Raw genomic sequence first — 16,136 nt, 5'->3', positions numbered from 1 at the left:
ACGCAGGTTTTGACATTGCGCAACTCGAAATGTTGCACCGCGGCAAGAATGCGCCATCGCCCCGCCCCGGGGAATCCTCAAAGGAGCCTGCCATGTCCGTGACTGCCACTGCGTCTGCTGCCCCCGCCACTGTCACCGCCGTCACGGCGACCGCGTTCGAGGCGCTGGACAGCTGCCACCGGGAGGTGCTGAAGACCCTGGACGAGTTGGCCCGCCTGATCGATCACCTGGAAGACAAGGGCGTGGATAGCGAGGCGCAGACGCTGGCTGCGGACATCGTCAAGTTCTTCAACGAGAACGGGCGCCAGCACCACCTCGATGAAGAGCGCATGATCTTCCCGGGGCTGCTCGCCAGCGCCGATGCGGAACTGGTGCAGCACGTGCAACGCCTGCAGCAGGACCATGGCTGGCTGGAAGAGGATTGGCTGGAACTGGAGCCGCAGCTGGAGGCGATTTCCAAGGGCTACAGCTGGTACCAGCTCGACGGGCTGCGCGCCGCGCTGCCGGTCTTCAAGGCGCTGTACCTGGACCACATCGACCTGGAAGAGTCGCTGATCTACCCCGAGGCCAAGAAGCAGATGGCGGCCCCGGCGGATGCCGGCAGCGGCCGTGACGGTGCGGCAAGCCGCCGTCGGGCCAAGGCCTGAGCCAGCTCGGCCCGACCAGACCGAACGAGCCGCCCCGACCGGGCGGCTTTTTTCATGCCCGCTTCACATGCCCGCCTCACACCGCCAGCGCGGTGGTCTTCTTGACGGTGCGCAGCACCAGCATGGAGTTGGAGCGCGCCACGCCCGGTAGGTGCATCAGCACCTCGGTGTGGAAGCGCTCCAGGTCCTCGGCGTCGCGGTAGGCGAAGCGGATCAGGTAGTCGTTGGAGCCGGCGACGTAGTAGCAGTCCAGCACGCGGGGCTCGTCGCGCACCGCCTGCTCGAAGGCGCCGAGCAGTTGGTTGCTCATCGTCTCCAGGTTGATGATGGTGAAGCTGGTGCCGTGTTGCCCCACCGCCTTGGGGTTGAGCAGGGCGACGTACTGGGCGATCACGCCCTCCTCCTCCAGCTGGCGCACCCGGCGCAGGCAGGCTGACGGCGAGAGGTGCACGCGCTGTGCCAACTCGACGTTGGAGAGTTTGCCGTCGCGCTGCAGCTCGGCCAGGATGTGCCGGTCGATCGCATCCAATTGCAGAGCGTTTTTGATGTCTCGCATGATCTGCGGATTGTGGCATGTGCCTTCGCAGAAAATTGCGTTTGGCAGGGTGAGCACCGGCCCATCGTGCATGCACATTGCGCACCACCTTGGCTAGACTGATTCGGACCGAATTCACGGCCAACGAATTCACCGCCAACCCACTCCCTTCACAGCGCACGATGAGCAGCTCCCTCGACGCCTACTGGATGCCCTTCACCGCCAACCGCCAGTTCAAGAAGGCCCCGCGCCTGCTGGCCCGTGCCGAGGGGATGCATTACTGGACCGATGACGGCCGCCAGATCCTGGACGGCGTGGCCGGCCTCTGGTGCGTCAACGCCGGCCACGCGCGGCCGAAGATTGTGCAGGCCATCCAGGCGCAGGCGGCGCAAATGGACTACGCGCCGCCCTTCCAGATGGCCCACCCGCAGGCCTTTGAACTGGCCGACCGGCTGGCGAAGCTGGCCCCGCCGGGGCTGAATCGCGTGTTCTTCACCAACTCCGGGTCCGAGTCGGTCGAGACGGCGCTGAAAATTGCCATCGCCTACCAACGCGCCCGCGGCGAAGGCACCCGCACCCGGCTGATCGGCCGTGAGCGGGGCTACCACGGGGTCAACTTCGGCGGCATCTCGGTGGGTGGCATCGTGGCCAACCGCAAGGCCTTCGGCACGCTGCTGGCCGGGGTGGACCACATCCGCCACACGCACGACCCGGCGCGCAACGCCTTCAGCGTGGGCCAGCCCGAGCATGGGGCGGACCTCGCCGATGACCTGGAGCGGCTGGTGGCGCTGCACGACGCATCCACTATTGCCGCGGTGATCGTGGAGCCGGTGGCGGGTTCCACCGGCGTGCTGATCCCGCCGCAGGGCTACCTGCAGCGCCTGCGCGACATCTGCGACCGGCACGGCATCCTGCTGATCTTCGACGAGGTCATCACCGGTTTCGGGCGCACCGGGCAGCCCTTTGCGGCACAGACCTTTGGCGTCACGCCGGACCTCATCACCACCGCCAAGGGCATCACCAACGGGGCGGTGCCGATGGGCGCGGTGCTCGTGAAGCAGGCGATCCACGACACCTTCATGAACGGGCCGGAGCACCTGATCGAGCTGTTCCACGGCTACACCTACTCGGCCCACCCGCTGGCCTGCGCCGCCGGCCTGGGCACGCTGGACACCTATGCCGACGAGGGCCTGCTCACCCAGGCCGGCGAGCTGCAGGGCTACTTTGCCGAGGCGGTGCACTCACTGCGCGGCTGCGCCCACGTGATCGACATCCGCAACATCGGCCTGGTCGGCGGCATCGAGCTGGCGCCGCGCCCGGGCGAGCCGGGCAAGCGGGCCTTCGACGTGTTCCTGGACTGCTACGAGCGTGGTGTGCTGATCCGCACCACGGGCGACACCATCGCGCTGTCACCGCCGCTGATCATCGAGCGCGGCCAGATCGACCAGATCGTGGACACGCTGCGCGGTGCGATCAACCGGGTGGCCTGACCGGCGCCTGGCGTCATGGCCCTGCTCGACACCGACCTGAGCCTGGCGCGCGACTCCTACTACGCCGCCACGGCGCCACGCGGGGCGGATCGGCCGGCGCTGCAGGGGCGCATCGAGGCGGACGTGGCCATCGTCGGCGGCGGGCTGGCGGGGCTCTCCGCCGCGCTGGAGCTGGCCGAGCACGGCCGGCGCGTGGTGCTGCTGGAGGCCCGCCAGGTCGGCTCGGGCGCCAGCGGGCGCAACGGCGGCCAGGCGATCCACGGGCTGGCCTGCTCGATGGGACAGATCGAGGCGCAGCTGGGGCTGGACGAGGCGCGGCGCATCTTCGCGATGTCCATTGACGCGCTGGCGCTGATCCGCAGCCGCTGTGCGCGCCACGGCATCGACTGCGACTGGCGCGACGGCTTCCTCGGCGTGGCGGTGCAGGAGGGCAAGGCGCGCGGCCTGTACGACGATGCCGAGCGGTTGGAGCGCCTCTACGGCTGGCAGCAGCGGCCGATCGAGCGGGCCGACCTGCCGAACTGGATCGCCAGTCCGCGCGTGCGCGGCGCGGTGTACGACGCCCGTTCCGGCCACCTGCATCCGCTCAAGTACACCCTGGGCCTGGCACGCGCGGCCGAGCAGGCCGGGGCGCAGCTGTTCGAGCACAGCCCTGTCACCGCGCTGGTCGAGGGCCCGGAGCCCGTGCTGCGCACCACCCAGGGCGAGGTCCACGCGCGCCAGGTGCTGCTGGCCGGCAACGTCTACCTGCAGGGCTTGGTGCCGGCGCTGCAGGCCCGCATCATGCCGGTCGGCACCTACATCGTCGGCTCCGAGGCGCTGACGCCCGAACGTGCGCGGGCGCTGATCCCCTGCGGCGCGGCGGTCTGCGACAACAACTGGGTGCTGGACTACTACCGGCTCAGTGCCGATCACCGCATGCTCTACGGTGGGCGCGCCACCTACAGCACGCTCACGCCGCTGCGCATGGCCGAGGGGCTGCGCCAGCGCATGGTGCAGACCTTTCCGCAGCTGCAGGGCGTGGCGGTGGCGTACGCGTGGGGCGGCTTCGTGGACGTGTCGATGAACCGCGCGCCGGATTTCGGCCGCCTGCCGGCACGGGGCCATGTCGCCAATGTCTACTACCTGCAGGGCTTCTCGGGCCACGGCCTGGCGCTCACGGGGCTGGCAGGGCAGCTGGTGGCACAGGCCATGGCCGGGGACGCCGAGCGCTTCGACACCTTTGCGCGGCTGCGGCACCGCCCCTTCCCTGGCGGGGCGCACCTGCGCACGCCGCTGCTGGTGCTGGGCATGGCCTGGTACCGGCTGCGCGACAGCTTCTGGTAGCAGGCGTCCCTCGACAGGTCGGAGATCGGGCCTTGGTGGAACCCCGCGCACCGGCCCCCAACGCCTCTGGCACACTCCCTGCACGAGCAGGAACCATCCATCACTTCAGTAAGCCCAGAGCCGCGGACTCAGCCCCGTGGCGGCAAGCCCAATGAGCACCCTACCCCCGTCCAGCCAGCCGCTCGTGCTGGTCCCGGCCTGCAACCGGATGCTTGGACAGCATCCCTTCCACGTGGCAGGCAAGAAGTACGTCGACGCGGTGCGCCTGGCCGGCGCGCTGCCGCTGGTGGTGCCTTCGGCCTCGCCCGCGGAGCTGGACGTCCTGCTGGACTTGGCCGATGGCGTGCTGCTGACCGGCTCGCCCTCCAACGTGCACCCCAGCCACTACGGCGAGGAGGTCTACGACCAGCGCCTGCCGCTCGACCCGGTGCGTGACGACTGGACACTGCCGCTGATCCCGAAAGCGCTGCAGCGCGGCATCCCGCTGCTGGCGATCTGCCGGGGCTTCCAGGAAGCCAACGTCGCGCTGGGCGGCAGCCTGCACCAGGCGGTGCAGGAGGTGCCCGGCAAGCACGACCACCGCGCCCCGGAAGCGGCCCCCGCCGAGGTGCAGTACGCCGCGTCGCACCCCATCGTGGTGCAGCGCGGCGGCTGGCTCGAAAGGCTCTTCGGCGTCGGCGCCGAACTGCAGGTCAACAGCGTGCACGGCCAGGGCGTGAACCGCCTGGCCGACGGCCTGCGTGTCGAGGCACTCGCGCCCGATGGGCTGGTCGAGGCCTTCTCGACGGTCCCTACCGCCGACACCCCCGGATTCGCCCTGTGCGTGCAGTGGCACCCGGAGTGGCTGGCAGCCGACAACCCGGTCTCCATGGCCCTCCTGCGTGCCTTCGGTGCGGCCTGCCAGGATTACCGCGACACCCACCGCCCCCCCGATCGCTGACCGGGTGCCGGCCGCCTCATCTGGCGTCGCCGGCACCTGCTTCCCAGGCCCATGCATCCCCGGCCTGATGCCCGGGCGCCCTGAGCGCATCGAAGGCACCGAACGGGATGGTCAACGGGAGACCCCATGGTCAGCAGCAGAGAACATTTCACTTTCGCCGAACTCGAGAACTGGCTCAACGAGCGGCGCGTCACCGAGATCGAATGCCTGGTGCCGGACTTGACCGGCGTGGCGCGCGGCAAGATCCTGCCGCGCCAGAAGTTCACCGAGGACCGCGGCATGCGGCTGCCCGAGGCGGTGGTCGCGATGGGCGTGACGGGCGAGTTCCCCGAGGAGGGGCCTTACTACGACGTCATCAACCCCACCGACCGCGACATGCACCTGCGCCCCGACCCGCGCACGGTGCGCATCGTGCCCTGGGCCACCGACCCGACCGCGCAGGTCATCCACGACTGCTACGACAAGGACGGCCGCATGGTGCCCTTCGCGCCGCGCTCGGTGCTGCGGCGCGTGTGCGACCTGTACGAGGGTGCGGGTTGGAATCCGATCGTGGCGCCCGAGCTGGAGTTCTACCTGGTGGCGCGCAACACCGACCCAGACATGCCGCTCAAGCCGCCCATTGGCCGCAGCGGCCGGGCGGAAACCTCGCGCCAGGCCTACTCGATCGACGCGGTCAACGAGTTCGACCCGCTGTTCGAGGACGTCTACTCCTACTGCGAGCAGATGGAGCTGAACGTCGACACGTTGATCCACGAGATCGGTGCCGGGCAGATGGAGATCAACTTTTTCCACGACCACCCGCTGGGGCTGGCCGACGAGGTGTTCTTCTTCAAGCGCACGGTGCGCGAGGCGGCCATGCGGCACAACATGTTCGCCACTTTCATGGCCAAGCCGATCGCGGGCGAGCCGGGCAGCGCGATGCACATCCACCAGAGCGTGGTGGACCAGCAGGGCCAGAACATCTTCAGCAACCCGGACGGCTCGGCCAGCGACGCCTTCCGCTGGTACATCGGCGGGCTGCAGCACTACATCCCGGCGGCGATGGCGCTGTTCGCCCCCTACGTCAACAGCTACCGCCGGCTGGCGCGCTTCACCGCCGCGCCGATCAACATCCAGTGGGGCACCGACAACCGCACCGTGGGCATCCGATCGCCCGTGGCCAGCCCGGCGGCGCGCCGCATCGAGAACCGCGTGATCGGCGCCGACGCCAACCCCTACGTGGCCCTGGCCGCCACCCTGGCCTGCGGCTGGCTGGGCATCCAGAACCGCATCGAGCCCACTCCCGAGTGCAAGGGCGACGCCTACCTGGGCGACTACCAGCTGCCGCGCAGCCTGGGCGAGGCGCTGGAGAAGCTGCGCGCCGAGAAGGACCTGGCGGCGGTGCTCGGCGAGGAGTTCGTGACCGTCTACACCGAGGTCAAGGAGATCGAGCACGCCGAGTTCATGAAGGTGATCTCGCCCTGGGAGCGCGAGCACCTCCTGCTGCACGTGTAGCCCACCCCCGTTGCGGCTGACGCCGCTCCCCCTCAAGGGGGCGACACCAGCGGCCCGGCAAAGCCGGCTCCGCGGTGTCTGCTGGACGAAGACCCAACGCCATCCATGGAGTACGTCATGACAAGAACCACCGCCGAATGGCAGGCCGCGGACGCGGCGCACTTCCTGCACCCCTTCACCGATTTCCAGGCGCTGGCCAAGAAGGGCTCGCGCATCATCACCAGCGCCGAGAACATCTACCTGCGCGACAGCGAGGGCCACCGCATCCTCGACGCGATGAGCGGCCTGTGGTGCGTCAACGTCGGCTACGGCCGCCAGGAGCTGATCGACGCGGCCACCCGTCAACTGCGGGAACTGCCCTTCTACAACAGCTTCTTCCAGACCACCACGCCGCCGGCCGTCGAGCTGGCCGAGCTGCTGGCCGAGGTGATGCCGCCGGGCTTCCAGCACGTCTTCTACGCCGGCTCGGGCTCGGAGGGCAACGACACCGTGGTGCGAATGGTGCGCCGCTACTGGGACCTGCAGGGCCAGCCCGAGCGCCAGGTCATCATCAGCCGCTGGAACGGCTACCACGGCTCCACGATGGCGGGCGCCTCGCTGGGCGGCATGAAGTACATGCACGCCCAGGGCGGGCTGCCGATTCCCGGCATCACGCACATCGAGCAGCCCTACTGGTGGCTGCACGGCCGCCCGGCGGGGCTCTGCCGCGCCGAATTCGGCAAGGTGGCGGCCGGCTGGCTGGAGCAGAAGATCCTGGAGGTCGGCCCGGAGAAGGTGGCCGCCTTCATCGCCGAGCCGATCCAGGGCGCCGGCGGCGTGATCGTGCCGCCCGAGACCTACTGGCCCGAGATCCAGCGCATCTGCGACCAGTACGGCGTCCTGCTGGTGAGCGACGAGGTGATCTGCGGCTTCGGGCGCACCGGCCACTGGTTCGGCTGCCAGACCGTGGGCAGCCGGCCGGACCTCATCACCTTCGCCAAGGGCGTGACCAGCGGCTACATCCCGCTGGGCGGCGTGATGGTGGGCGAGCGCGTCGCCAAGGTGCTCATCGAGCAGGGTGGCGAGTTCGAGCACGGCTACACCTACTCCGGCCACCCGGTGGCCTGCGCGGTGGCGCTGGCCAACATCCGCCTGATCCGCGAGTTGAAGCTGGTCGAGCACGTGCACGACGAGTTGGGGCCCTACCTGGCCGAGCAGTTCGCACAGCTGGGCGAGCACCCGCTGGTGGGCGAGGCGCAGACCTGCGGCGCGATGGGCGCACTGCTGCTGGTCAAGGACCGGGCGAGCGGAGAGGCCTTCCCCGGCGAGCTGGAGATCGGCATGCTCTGCCGCGGCCACTGCTTCGGCAACGGGCTGATCATGCGCGCGGTGGGTGACCGCATGATCATCGCGCCGCCGCTGGTGATGACGCTGGCGCAGGTCGACGAGATGGTGGCGCTGATCCGCCGCTGCCTGGACCTGACCCTGGCCGACGTGCGCGCACGCGGCTGGATGCCATGACCCGCCCGGCGGCTGTTGTAAGCAAGTCATCGTGGGGAGGCGGTGGGCAGATTTCGGCCGCCGCGCCGGCCCACCGGGCCGGCCTCACCTTAGACTCGTTGCAAACATCACGTGCGTTACGGCGCGTCACGCTCCGACACTGCTGTCCCCAGGCCCCACGGCCTCACCTTCCTGGAGGTTCCTTCATGAAACTGATGTCTGTCCGATCGGTCGTCTCCCTGGCGGCTGCGGCCCTCTCCCTCCTTGCTGGCGCCAGCGCGATCGCGCAGGAAGAGGAGAAGGTGCTGAACATCTACAACTGGTCAGACTACATCGCCGAGGACACGATCCGGAACTTCGAGAAGGAAACCGGCATCAAGGTCCGCTACGACAACTTCGACAACAACGAGATCGTCCACGCCAAGCTGGTGGCGGGCAAGACGGGCTACGACATCGTGGTGCCCTCGTCCAACTGGGCCAAGCTGCAGGCCGACGGCGGCCTGCTGCGCAAGATCGACAAGGCCCAGATCGCCAACTACAAGCACCTCGACCCGGCGGTGCAGGCGCAGCTCGCCCGCATGGACCCGGGCAACGAGTACATGGTCAACTGGCTGTGGGGCTACACCACGGTGGGCATCAACGTCGAGAAGGTCAAGGCCGCGCTGGGCAGCACACCGATGCCCGACAACGCCTGGGACCTGGTCTTCAAGCCCGAGTACGTCTCGAAGATGAAGTCCTGCGGCGTGTCCTTCCTCGACTCCGCCACGGAAGTGATCCCCGCCGCCCTGCACTACCTCGGCAAGCCGGCCTTCAGCAAGAGCCCCGGGGACTACACCGCCGCGGCCAACCTGCTCAAGAGCGTGCGCCCCTCGGTGACGCTGTTCAGTTCGTCGGGCTACATCAACGACATGGCCAACGGCTCGATCTGCCTGGCGCTGGGCTGGTCGGGAGACATCAGCATCGCGCGCCAGCGTGCCATTGACGGCAAGACCGGCCAGAACATCCAGGTGCTGATCCCTAAGAGCGGCGGCATCCTCTTCTTCGACGTGATGGTGATCCCCGCCGATGCCGCCCACCCCGGCAACGCCCACAAGTGGATCAACTACCTGCTGCGCCCCGAAGTGCACGCGGCGCTGACCAACAAGGTGTTCTACGCCAACCCGAACAAGGAATCGCGCAAGTTCGTCAAACCCGAGGTGGCGAGCAACCCGACCGTGTTCCTGTCCGACGCGGACATGAAGAAGATGGTCGCCCCGGATGCGCTGAACAACGACCTGCGCCGCCTGATGACGCGCACCTACACCGGCTTCAAGACCGGCATGTGACCTGATCGCTGGCCCGACGGACCGGAAGGAGCGCATCGATGGCAAGCAGCAGTGCGGCGGCGGCGACGGTGTCACCGGCCGCAGCAGGAGCCGGGCAACCGGCTTTCCTGCAGATCCGCGACATCGTCAAGGACTTCAGCGGCTACAAGGCCGTCGACCACGTCAGCCTGGACATCGCCAAGGGCGAGATCTTCGCGCTGCTGGGCTCGTCGGGCTGCGGCAAGACGACGCTGCTGCGCATGCTGGCGGGCTTCGAGACACCCACCTCGGGGCGGATCATCCTCAACGGGCAGGACCTCGCCGGGCTGCCGCCCTACGAGCGGCCGCTGAACATGATGTTCCAGTCCTACGCGCTGTTCCCGCACCTGACGGTGTGGGAGAACATCGCCTTCGGGCTGCAGCGCGACGGCTGGGCCAGGGACCGCGTGGCCGAGCGGGTCGAGGCCATGCTCAAGCTCACCCAGCTGGCCAAGTACGCCAAGCGCCGGCCGCACCAGCTCTCCGGCGGGCAGCAGCAGCGCGTGGCCCTGGCGCGCAGCCTGGCCAAGCAGCCGCAGCTGCTGCTGCTGGACGAGCCGCTCGGCGCACTCGACAAGAAGCTGCGCGAGCAGACCCAGATCGAGCTGGTCAACATCATCGAGCAGGTCGGCGTGACCTGCGTGATGGTGACACACGACCAGGAAGAGGCGATGACCATGGCCTCGCGCATCGCGGTGATGAGCGAGGGCCGCTTCCTGCAGGTGGGCCACCCGAGCGAGATCTACGAGACGCCAGCCACCCGCTTCGTGGCCGACTTCATCGGCAACGTCAACCTGATGGACGGCACGCTGGCGGTGGACGAGCCCGACCACGTCGTGATCGACTGCCCCGACTGCCGCCACTACGTCGGCCACGGCATCACCGGCACCGAAGGCATGGCCGTCACGGTGGCGCTGCGGCCCGAGAAGATCCACATTGGCCGCCACGCACCCAGCGACGCGTTCAACACCGCACGCGGCACGATCAAGGAGCTGTCCTACTTCGGCGGCTACACGGTCTACCACGTGCAGCTGGGCAGCGGCGCGGTGCTCAAGGTCACGCTCGCCAACACGCAGCGCCACCGCGACGACGAGCTGACCTGGGGCGACGAGGTCTGGGCGCACTGGTCGCGTTCGGCCCACGTGGTGCTGACGCAATGAGCCTCGCCTCGCTCGGGTCCCTGGGGTCGCGCCTGCGTGGCTGGTTCACGGGCCGGCGCGTAGTGATCGGCATCCCCTACCTTTGGCTGCTGGTGTTCTTCCTGCTGCCCTTCCTGATCCTGGCCAAGATCAGCGTCTCCGAGATGGAGACGGTGCAGTTCAAGGACTTGGTCACCTACCGGGATGGCCTGCTGCAGCTCAGCATCAAGCTGGGCAACTACGTCTTCATCACCCAGGACGAGCTGTACTGGCGCACCTACCTCGCCAGCCTGAAGTACGCCGCGGCCACCACGCTGCTCTGCCTGGGCATCGGCTACCCCTTCGCCTATTTCATGGCACGGGCGAAGGCCACCGTGCAGCCGGCCCTGCTGATGCTGGTGATGCTGCCCTTCTGGACCTCGTTCCTGCTGCGCGTGTACTCCTGGAAGGCGCTGCTCTCCGAGCATGGCTGGGTGGCCGACCTGCTGATCGCCACCGGAGCCGACCAGCTGCTGGCCGCTGCCGGCCTGATCACCGCGCCGGGCAAGCTGATGAACACGCCCTTCTCGCTCGTGCTGGGCATGGTCTACACCTACCTGCCCTTCATGGTGCTGCCGCTGTACGGCAACCTCGCCAAGATGGACCTGCGCCTGCTGGAAGCCGCCGCCGACCTCGGCGCCACGCCCTGGGTGACGTTCTGGAAGATCACCGTACCGCTGTCCAAGGCAGGCATCATCGCCGGCTCGATGCTGGTGTTCATCCCCTGCGTGGGCGAGTTCGTCATCCCCGAGCTGCTCGGCGGACCGGAGACGATGATGATCGGCCGCACGATGTGGGACGAGTTCTTCTCCAACAACGACTGGCCAATGGCCTCGGCGGTGGCGGTGGTGATGATCCTGCTGATCATCGTGCCGCTGGCCATCTTCAACAAATACCAGGCCGAAGCACAGGAGGCGCAGCGATGAATCGAGGCACCTCCGCGGCCTTCAACCGCCGCTTCGCGTTCGGCTGGCTGGCCGCTGGCTTCGTCTTCCTCTACCTGCCGATCGTCGCGCTGGTCGTCTATTCCTTCAACGACTCGCCGGTGGCCAACGTCTGGCGCGGCTTCACGCTGAAGTGGTACGCCGCGCTGGCCGAGGACCACGAGCTGCTCGCCGGGCTGTGGCTGTCGGTCAAGATCGCCTTCCTGACCGCCTGCGGCTCGGTGCTGCTGGGCACGCTGGCGGCCTTTGCGCTGATCAAGTACCGCCGCTTCACTGGCCGCACCGTGTTCAACGGCATGGTGAATGCGCCGCTGGTGATGCCCGAGGTGGTGGTGGGCCTGTCGCTGCTGCTGATGCTGGTGTCCGTCCAGAGGGCGATCGGCTTCCCCGAGCGGGGCATGATGACCATCTGGCTGGGCCACCTGCTGCTCGGCCTGGCCTACGCCACCGTGGTGATCCAGGCCCGCCTGGGCGAGTTGAACCCGCAGCTGGAAGAGGCCGCGATGGACCTGGGTGCCCGGCCTCACCAGGTCTTCCGACTCGTCACGCTGCCGATGATCACGCAGTCCATGCTGTCGGCCTGGCTGCTGACCTTCACGCTGTCGCTGGACGACGTGGTGCTGTCGGCCTTCCTGTCCGGCCCTGGCGCGACCACGATGCCATTGGTGATCTTCTCGCGCGCCCGGCTGGGCCTGAGCCCCAGCGTCAACGCCATTGCCACCGTGGTGGTGGTGGTGGTCGCGATCGGCGTGGTCGCCGCCAGCTACGCCATTGCCCGCGCCGAACGCCGCCGCCAGCTCGAAATGGCCGAGGCCGCCCGCCGCTGATTTCCCCATCCGCACCCATTTCACGAACCCCGACCCGAGAGGAGAGCCCCGATGACTTCCAGGCAACCCGCCCCCCTGCTGCTGGCGCCCGTCGTGCTGGCGCTCGCCGCTGCCTTTCCCGGTGCTGCCGCCGCACAGAGCAACGAGGACCTGCTGAAGGAGCTGCGCGCCCTCAAGGACAAGGTCGCCGAGCTGGAAAAGAAGCTGGAGGCCAAGCCCGCGACTGCGGCGGCCGCCGGCGAGCGCCAATGGGGCATGACGCCCGAGCAGGTGGCCGAGCTCAACCGCGTGGCCGTCAAGGCTGAAGCGCTGGAGGACGGGCGTGACGCCGCCGGCATGAAGCTGCTGAAGATCAGCGGCTACATGGACCCGACCTTCTTCTATAACCGGGCCCAGGACCGCGCCGGCTTCCAGTTCCTGAACCGCGTGGCCGATGACGGCTACAACTACGACAACTCCTACTTCGGCGCCGCGGTGATCGACTTCCAGAAGGAAACCGACTCCGGCACCAAGTGGCGCCTGACGCTGGCGCCCAACCGCGGCGTCGGCTCGGTCTTCGACGGTACGTCGCCGGTGCACGAAGCCAGCGTGTCGGTGCCGCTGGGCGACCTGCAGACCCGCTTCATCGCCGGCCAGATCCCCGACTGGTCGGGCTACGAGTACCTGCAGCCCACGCTGAACAAGCTGATCACCCACAACCTGCTGTTCGACTTCACCCTGCCCACCGCCTACACCGGCGCTGGCATCGAGCTCACGCGCGGCAAGTGGATCGTCAAGGGCGTGCTGGCCAACGTCAACGCGGCCAAGAAGTCCAGCAGCAACAAGACCCCGGCACTGGCCTACCGGGTGGACTACTCCAAGGGCGAGTTCCAGGGCTTTGGCTTCGCGGGCATGCATGGCAAGGTGGCCAACTTCCGCGCTCTCGACGACACCACGGCCGACGGCGTCGGTGTGAACCCGGTGACCTCCCTGCCCTACTCGACGCGCGACACGATGGCGCACCTCTTCGAGGTCGACGCCTACTTCATCCGCGGCGACGTGACCTGGCAGGGCCAGCTGAGCTACGGCACGCAGAAGAAGGCGGCGGTCACTGCCGACCCGGTCACCGGCGAACTGCGAGACTCGCAATGGATCGGCCTGTCCACCCTGTTCGCCTACAAGTGGATGCCGCGCTTCGAGACCACGGCGCGCTTCGACTACCTGCGCAACCAGAAGAACGGCGGTGGCCTGCTGGGCTACACCGGCGCAGACGGCCGCAACGGCATCGGCCCTGACGCCGCCGGTGACGCCGAAAAGGGCGCCAACCGCATGGCACTGACGGCAGGCGCCTCCTACCTCTGGGACCTGAACACCACCTTCAAGGCCGAGTACCGCCTGGACCGCGCCAACCTGCCGGTATTCGAGTACGTCAAGGACGGCCTGTTCAAGAAGAGCAACCAGATCTTCGGCGCCTCGGTGCTGGTGAGCTTCTGACCATGGCCACCACGACCCCGAGCTGGGCCGAGCGTGCCGCGGCGCTGGTGCCCGATGGCCGCTGCCTGATCGACGGCCAGCGCCGCGACGCCGCCAACGGCGCCACCTTTGCCAAGCACTCGCCCATCGACGCCCGCCTGCTCGGTGCGGTCGCGCGTGGCCAGGCCGCCGACATCGACGCCGCGGTCGCCAGTGCCCGCGCCGCCTTTGAGGATGGCCGCTGGGCGCGCCGGGCGCCGGCGGCACGCAAGAAGGTGCTGCAGGCCTTCGCCGACAAGATCCTGGCGGCCAAGGACGAACTCGCCCTGCTGGAGACGCTGGACATGGGCAAGCCCATCCAGTTCGCCCGCACGATGGACGTGCCCGCCGCCGCCCGCTGCATCCAGTGGTACGCCGAGGCGATCGACAAGGTCTACGACGAGATTGCGCCCACCGGGCCGAACGCGCTGGCACTGATCACCCGTGAGGCGATGGGCGTGATCGGCTGCATCGTGCCCTGGAACTACCCGATGATCATGGCGGCCTGGAAGCTCGGCCCTGCCCTGGCCACCGGCAACTCGGTGGTGCTCAAGCCCAGCGAGAAGTCGCCGTACACCGCACTGCGCCTGGCCGAGCTGGCCATCGAGGCCGGGCTGCCGCCGGGCGTCTTCAACGTCGTGCCGGGCTTTGGCCACGAGGCCGGCGAGGCGCTGGCGCTGCACCCGCAGGTGGACGCCATCGGCTTCACCGGCTCCACCCGCACCGGCCGGCGCATGCTGGATTACGCGGCGCGCTCCAACCTCAAGCGGGTCTACAACGAGCTGGGCGGCAAGAGCGCCTTCCTCGTCTTCCCGGACTTCGAGGACCTGCCCCGCGCCGCCAAGACCCTGGCCGAGTCGATGTTCTTCAACCAGGGTGAAAGCTGCAACGCGCCCTCGCGCGTGCTGGTGCACGAGGACATTGCCGACCGCTTCGTCGAGCTGCTGGCCTCCCACGCCCCGGCCTGGCAACCGGCCGACCCGCTGGCGCCCAGCACCGTGATGGGCGCGCTGGTCGACGAGACCCAGCTGCGCACCGTGCTGGGTTACATCGACGCGGGTCGCGAGCAGGGCGCCCGCTGTGTGGTCGGTGGCCACCAGGCGCGTGCCGAGACGGGCGGCTACTACGTCGAGCCCACCGTGTTCGACGGCGTGGACCCGGCCATGAAGATCGCCCAGGAGGAGATCTTCGGCCCGGTGACCTCGGTGATTCGTTTCAAGGACGAGGCGCAGGCAATCGCGATCGCCAACGGCACCCCCTATGGCCTGCAGGCCAGCGTGTGGAGCGACCACCTCAACCGCGCCCACCGCGTGGCCCGCGCGCTGCGCGCCGGCACCGTGCACGTCAACCAGTACGACGAGGACGACATCACCGTGCCCTTCGGCGGCTACAAGCAGAGCGGCAACGGGCGCGACAAGAGCCTGCATGCATTCGACAAGTACACCGAGCTGAAGACCACCTGGGTCCGCATCGATGACTGATTTGTCGTTCCGGGGCCGCTGACCGCGATGCAGCACCCCGTTCCCTGGCTCGCCTACGCGAGCCTGGCGGCCAGCATGGCGCTGGTGGGCTCCTACGTCGGTCTGTCCAAGCTGCTGGTCGCCCTCTTCCCGATCTTCCTGCTCGCTTGGCTGCGCTTCGGCATCGCCGCCGTGGCGATGGCTGGGTGGGTGCGCCGGCCGAGCAATGAGCCGCCGCTGGACGTCCGCCACCGCCGCCTGCTGTTCTGGGAGAGCTTCCTCGGCAACTTCCTGTTCTCGATCTGCATGCTCTACGGCGTGGCGCTGTCCACCGCGTTGGCCGCGGGGGTGATCATGGCGGCGCTGCCGGGCGCGGTGGCGCTGCTGTCGCGCCTGTTCCTGAAGGAGCGCATCGCCCCGCGCGTGCTGGCCGGCATCGCCTGCGCGGTGGGCGGCATCGCGCTGGTCTCGCTCAGCAAGGCGCCGCCCGGCGCCACCGGGGCGGGCGCAGCGCCTTCGGCCTGGCTGGGCAACCTGCTGCTGCTGGGAGCGGTGTTCTGCGAGGCCAGCTACGTCGTCATCGGCAAGCAGCTCACCGGCCACATCGGCCCCAAGCGCATCAGCGCGCTGGTCAACCTCTGGGGCCTGGCGCTGGTCACCCCGCTGGGGCTGTGGCAGGCGCTGAGCTTTGACTTCGGCCAGATCGGCACTCCCACCTGGGCCCTGCTGCTGTTCTACGCCCTGGCCGCCAGCATGGTCACCGTGTGGCTGTGGATGACCGGCCTGCGCCATGTGCCGGCCGCGCAGGCGGGCGTCTTCACCGTGATGCTGCCGCTGTCTGCTGCAGCGGTGGGCGTGGGCTTCCTGGGGGAGGCGGTCAGCCGCGCGCAGGGCGCCGCGTTTGCGCTGGCACTCGCAGGGGTGGTGCTGGCCACTTGGCCGGGGCGGGCGGCCCGCCGGGATGGCTCATGACGCCGGTCAG

At 68.6% G+C, this 16,136-nt stretch carries 14 protein-coding genes; 13 read left to right on the top strand and 1 reads right to left on the bottom strand.

Features of this window, described 5'->3' with window-relative positions:
- The first annotated feature begins 92 nt into the window (after positions 1–92).
- On the top strand, positions 93–647 hold the full coding sequence (locus tag NGK70_RS14030; RefSeq protein WP_251969154.1) for a hemerythrin domain-containing protein: 555 nt from the start codon (positions 93–95) through the stop codon (positions 645–647).
- A 76-nt stretch (positions 648–723) separates the two neighbouring features.
- Here the strand turns inward: NGK70_RS14030 and NGK70_RS14025 are convergent, their stop codons facing one another.
- On the bottom strand, positions 724–1,203 hold the full coding sequence (locus NGK70_RS14025) for an Lrp/AsnC family transcriptional regulator (protein WP_251969153.1): 480 nt from the start codon (positions 1,201–1,203) through the stop codon (positions 724–726).
- 161 nt (positions 1,204–1,364) lie between these two features.
- Here NGK70_RS14025 and aptA point away from each other — a divergent pair, with 161 nt between their 5' ends.
- The 12 genes from aptA (at position 1,365) to NGK70_RS13965 (ending at position 16,126) form a co-directional block, all read left to right on the top strand.
- Entirely contained in the window at positions 1,365–2,672 is a 1,308-nt protein-coding gene (aptA, locus tag NGK70_RS14020; protein ID WP_251969152.1) for an omega-aminotransferase AptA, read from the top strand.
- 15 nt (positions 2,673–2,687) lie between these two features.
- A complete protein-coding gene (locus NGK70_RS14015; RefSeq protein ID WP_251969151.1) occupies positions 2,688–3,998 on the top strand; it encodes an NAD(P)/FAD-dependent oxidoreductase in 1,311 nt (436 codons plus the stop codon).
- 151 nt (positions 3,999–4,149) lie between these two features.
- Entirely contained in the window at positions 4,150–4,938 is a 789-nt protein-coding gene (locus NGK70_RS14010) for a gamma-glutamyl-gamma-aminobutyrate hydrolase family protein (protein ID WP_251969150.1), read from the top strand.
- A 126-nt stretch (positions 4,939–5,064) separates the two neighbouring features.
- A complete protein-coding gene (locus NGK70_RS14005) occupies positions 5,065–6,432 on the top strand; it encodes a glutamine synthetase family protein (protein WP_251969149.1) in 1,368 nt (455 codons plus the stop codon).
- Between the two features lie 117 nt (positions 6,433–6,549).
- Positions 6,550–7,932 (top strand): aspartate aminotransferase family protein, encoded by a 1,383-nt coding sequence (locus NGK70_RS14000; protein ID WP_251969148.1) that lies wholly within the window; start codon positions 6,550–6,552, stop codon positions 7,930–7,932.
- A 185-nt stretch (positions 7,933–8,117) separates the two neighbouring features.
- Positions 8,118–9,236 carry a polyamine ABC transporter substrate-binding protein gene (locus NGK70_RS13995; protein WP_251969147.1) on the top strand — a complete coding sequence of 373 codons (1,119 nt, stop codon included), beginning with the start codon at positions 8,118–8,120 and terminating at the stop codon, positions 9,234–9,236.
- A 38-nt stretch (positions 9,237–9,274) separates the two neighbouring features.
- Positions 9,275–10,414, top strand: coding sequence for an ABC transporter ATP-binding protein (locus tag NGK70_RS13990; protein ID WP_251969146.1), 1,140 nt, complete (start codon positions 9,275–9,277; stop codon positions 10,412–10,414).
- On the top strand, positions 10,411–11,358 hold the full coding sequence (locus tag NGK70_RS13985; protein ID WP_251969145.1) for an ABC transporter permease: 948 nt from the start codon (positions 10,411–10,413) through the stop codon (positions 11,356–11,358). Before NGK70_RS13990 ends, NGK70_RS13985 begins: the two co-directional genes overlap by 4 nt.
- A complete protein-coding gene (locus tag NGK70_RS13980; protein WP_251969144.1) occupies positions 11,355–12,203 on the top strand; it encodes an ABC transporter permease in 849 nt (282 codons plus the stop codon). Before NGK70_RS13985 ends, NGK70_RS13980 begins: the two co-directional genes overlap by 4 nt.
- Before the next feature lie 51 nt (positions 12,204–12,254).
- Positions 12,255–13,676, top strand: a complete 1,422-nt coding sequence (locus NGK70_RS13975; protein ID WP_251969143.1) for a DUF3138 family protein — start codon at positions 12,255–12,257, stop codon at positions 13,674–13,676.
- A gap of 2 nt (positions 13,677–13,678) precedes the next feature.
- Positions 13,679–15,175 (top strand): aldehyde dehydrogenase, encoded by a 1,497-nt coding sequence (locus NGK70_RS13970; protein ID WP_251969142.1) that lies wholly within the window; start codon positions 13,679–13,681, stop codon positions 15,173–15,175.
- A gap of 27 nt (positions 15,176–15,202) precedes the next feature.
- Entirely contained in the window at positions 15,203–16,126 is a 924-nt protein-coding gene (locus NGK70_RS13965) for a DMT family transporter (RefSeq protein WP_251969141.1), read from the top strand.
- Positions 16,127–16,136: the final 10 nt, after the last annotated feature.

It is taken from the genome of Sphaerotilus microaerophilus, from assembly GCF_023734135.1.
In the GTDB taxonomy this organism is placed as follows: domain Bacteria; phylum Pseudomonadota; class Gammaproteobacteria; order Burkholderiales; family Burkholderiaceae_C; genus Sphaerotilus; species Sphaerotilus microaerophilus.
This window is presented reverse-complemented; position numbering and strand designations above follow the sequence as displayed.

Coding starts and splice junctions, on each gene's coding strand:
- aptA (WP_251969152.1), top strand. CDS start 1,365: ATGAGCAGCTCCCTCGACGCCTACTGGATGCCCTTCACCGCCAACCGC.
- NGK70_RS13990 (WP_251969146.1), top strand. CDS start 9,275: ATGGCAAGCAGCAGTGCGGCGGCGGCGACGGTGTCACCGGCCGCAGCA.
- NGK70_RS14025 (WP_251969153.1), bottom strand. CDS start 1,203: ATGCGAGACATCAAAAACGCTCTGCAATTGGATGCGATCGACCGGCAC.
- NGK70_RS13970 (WP_251969142.1), top strand. CDS start 13,679: ATGGCCACCACGACCCCGAGCTGGGCCGAGCGTGCCGCGGCGCTGGTG.
- NGK70_RS14015 (WP_251969151.1), top strand. CDS start 2,688: ATGGCCCTGCTCGACACCGACCTGAGCCTGGCGCGCGACTCCTACTAC.
- NGK70_RS14030 (WP_251969154.1), top strand. CDS start 93: ATGTCCGTGACTGCCACTGCGTCTGCTGCCCCCGCCACTGTCACCGCC.
- NGK70_RS13975 (WP_251969143.1), top strand. CDS start 12,255: ATGACTTCCAGGCAACCCGCCCCCCTGCTGCTGGCGCCCGTCGTGCTG.
- NGK70_RS14005 (WP_251969149.1), top strand. CDS start 5,065: ATGGTCAGCAGCAGAGAACATTTCACTTTCGCCGAACTCGAGAACTGG.
- NGK70_RS14010 (WP_251969150.1), top strand. CDS start 4,150: ATGAGCACCCTACCCCCGTCCAGCCAGCCGCTCGTGCTGGTCCCGGCC.
- NGK70_RS13995 (WP_251969147.1), top strand. CDS start 8,118: ATGAAACTGATGTCTGTCCGATCGGTCGTCTCCCTGGCGGCTGCGGCC.
- NGK70_RS14000 (WP_251969148.1), top strand. CDS start 6,550: ATGACAAGAACCACCGCCGAATGGCAGGCCGCGGACGCGGCGCACTTC.
- NGK70_RS13980 (WP_251969144.1), top strand. CDS start 11,355: ATGAATCGAGGCACCTCCGCGGCCTTCAACCGCCGCTTCGCGTTCGGC.
- NGK70_RS13965 (WP_251969141.1), top strand. CDS start 15,203: ATGCAGCACCCCGTTCCCTGGCTCGCCTACGCGAGCCTGGCGGCCAGC.
- NGK70_RS13985 (WP_251969145.1), top strand. CDS start 10,411: ATGAGCCTCGCCTCGCTCGGGTCCCTGGGGTCGCGCCTGCGTGGCTGG.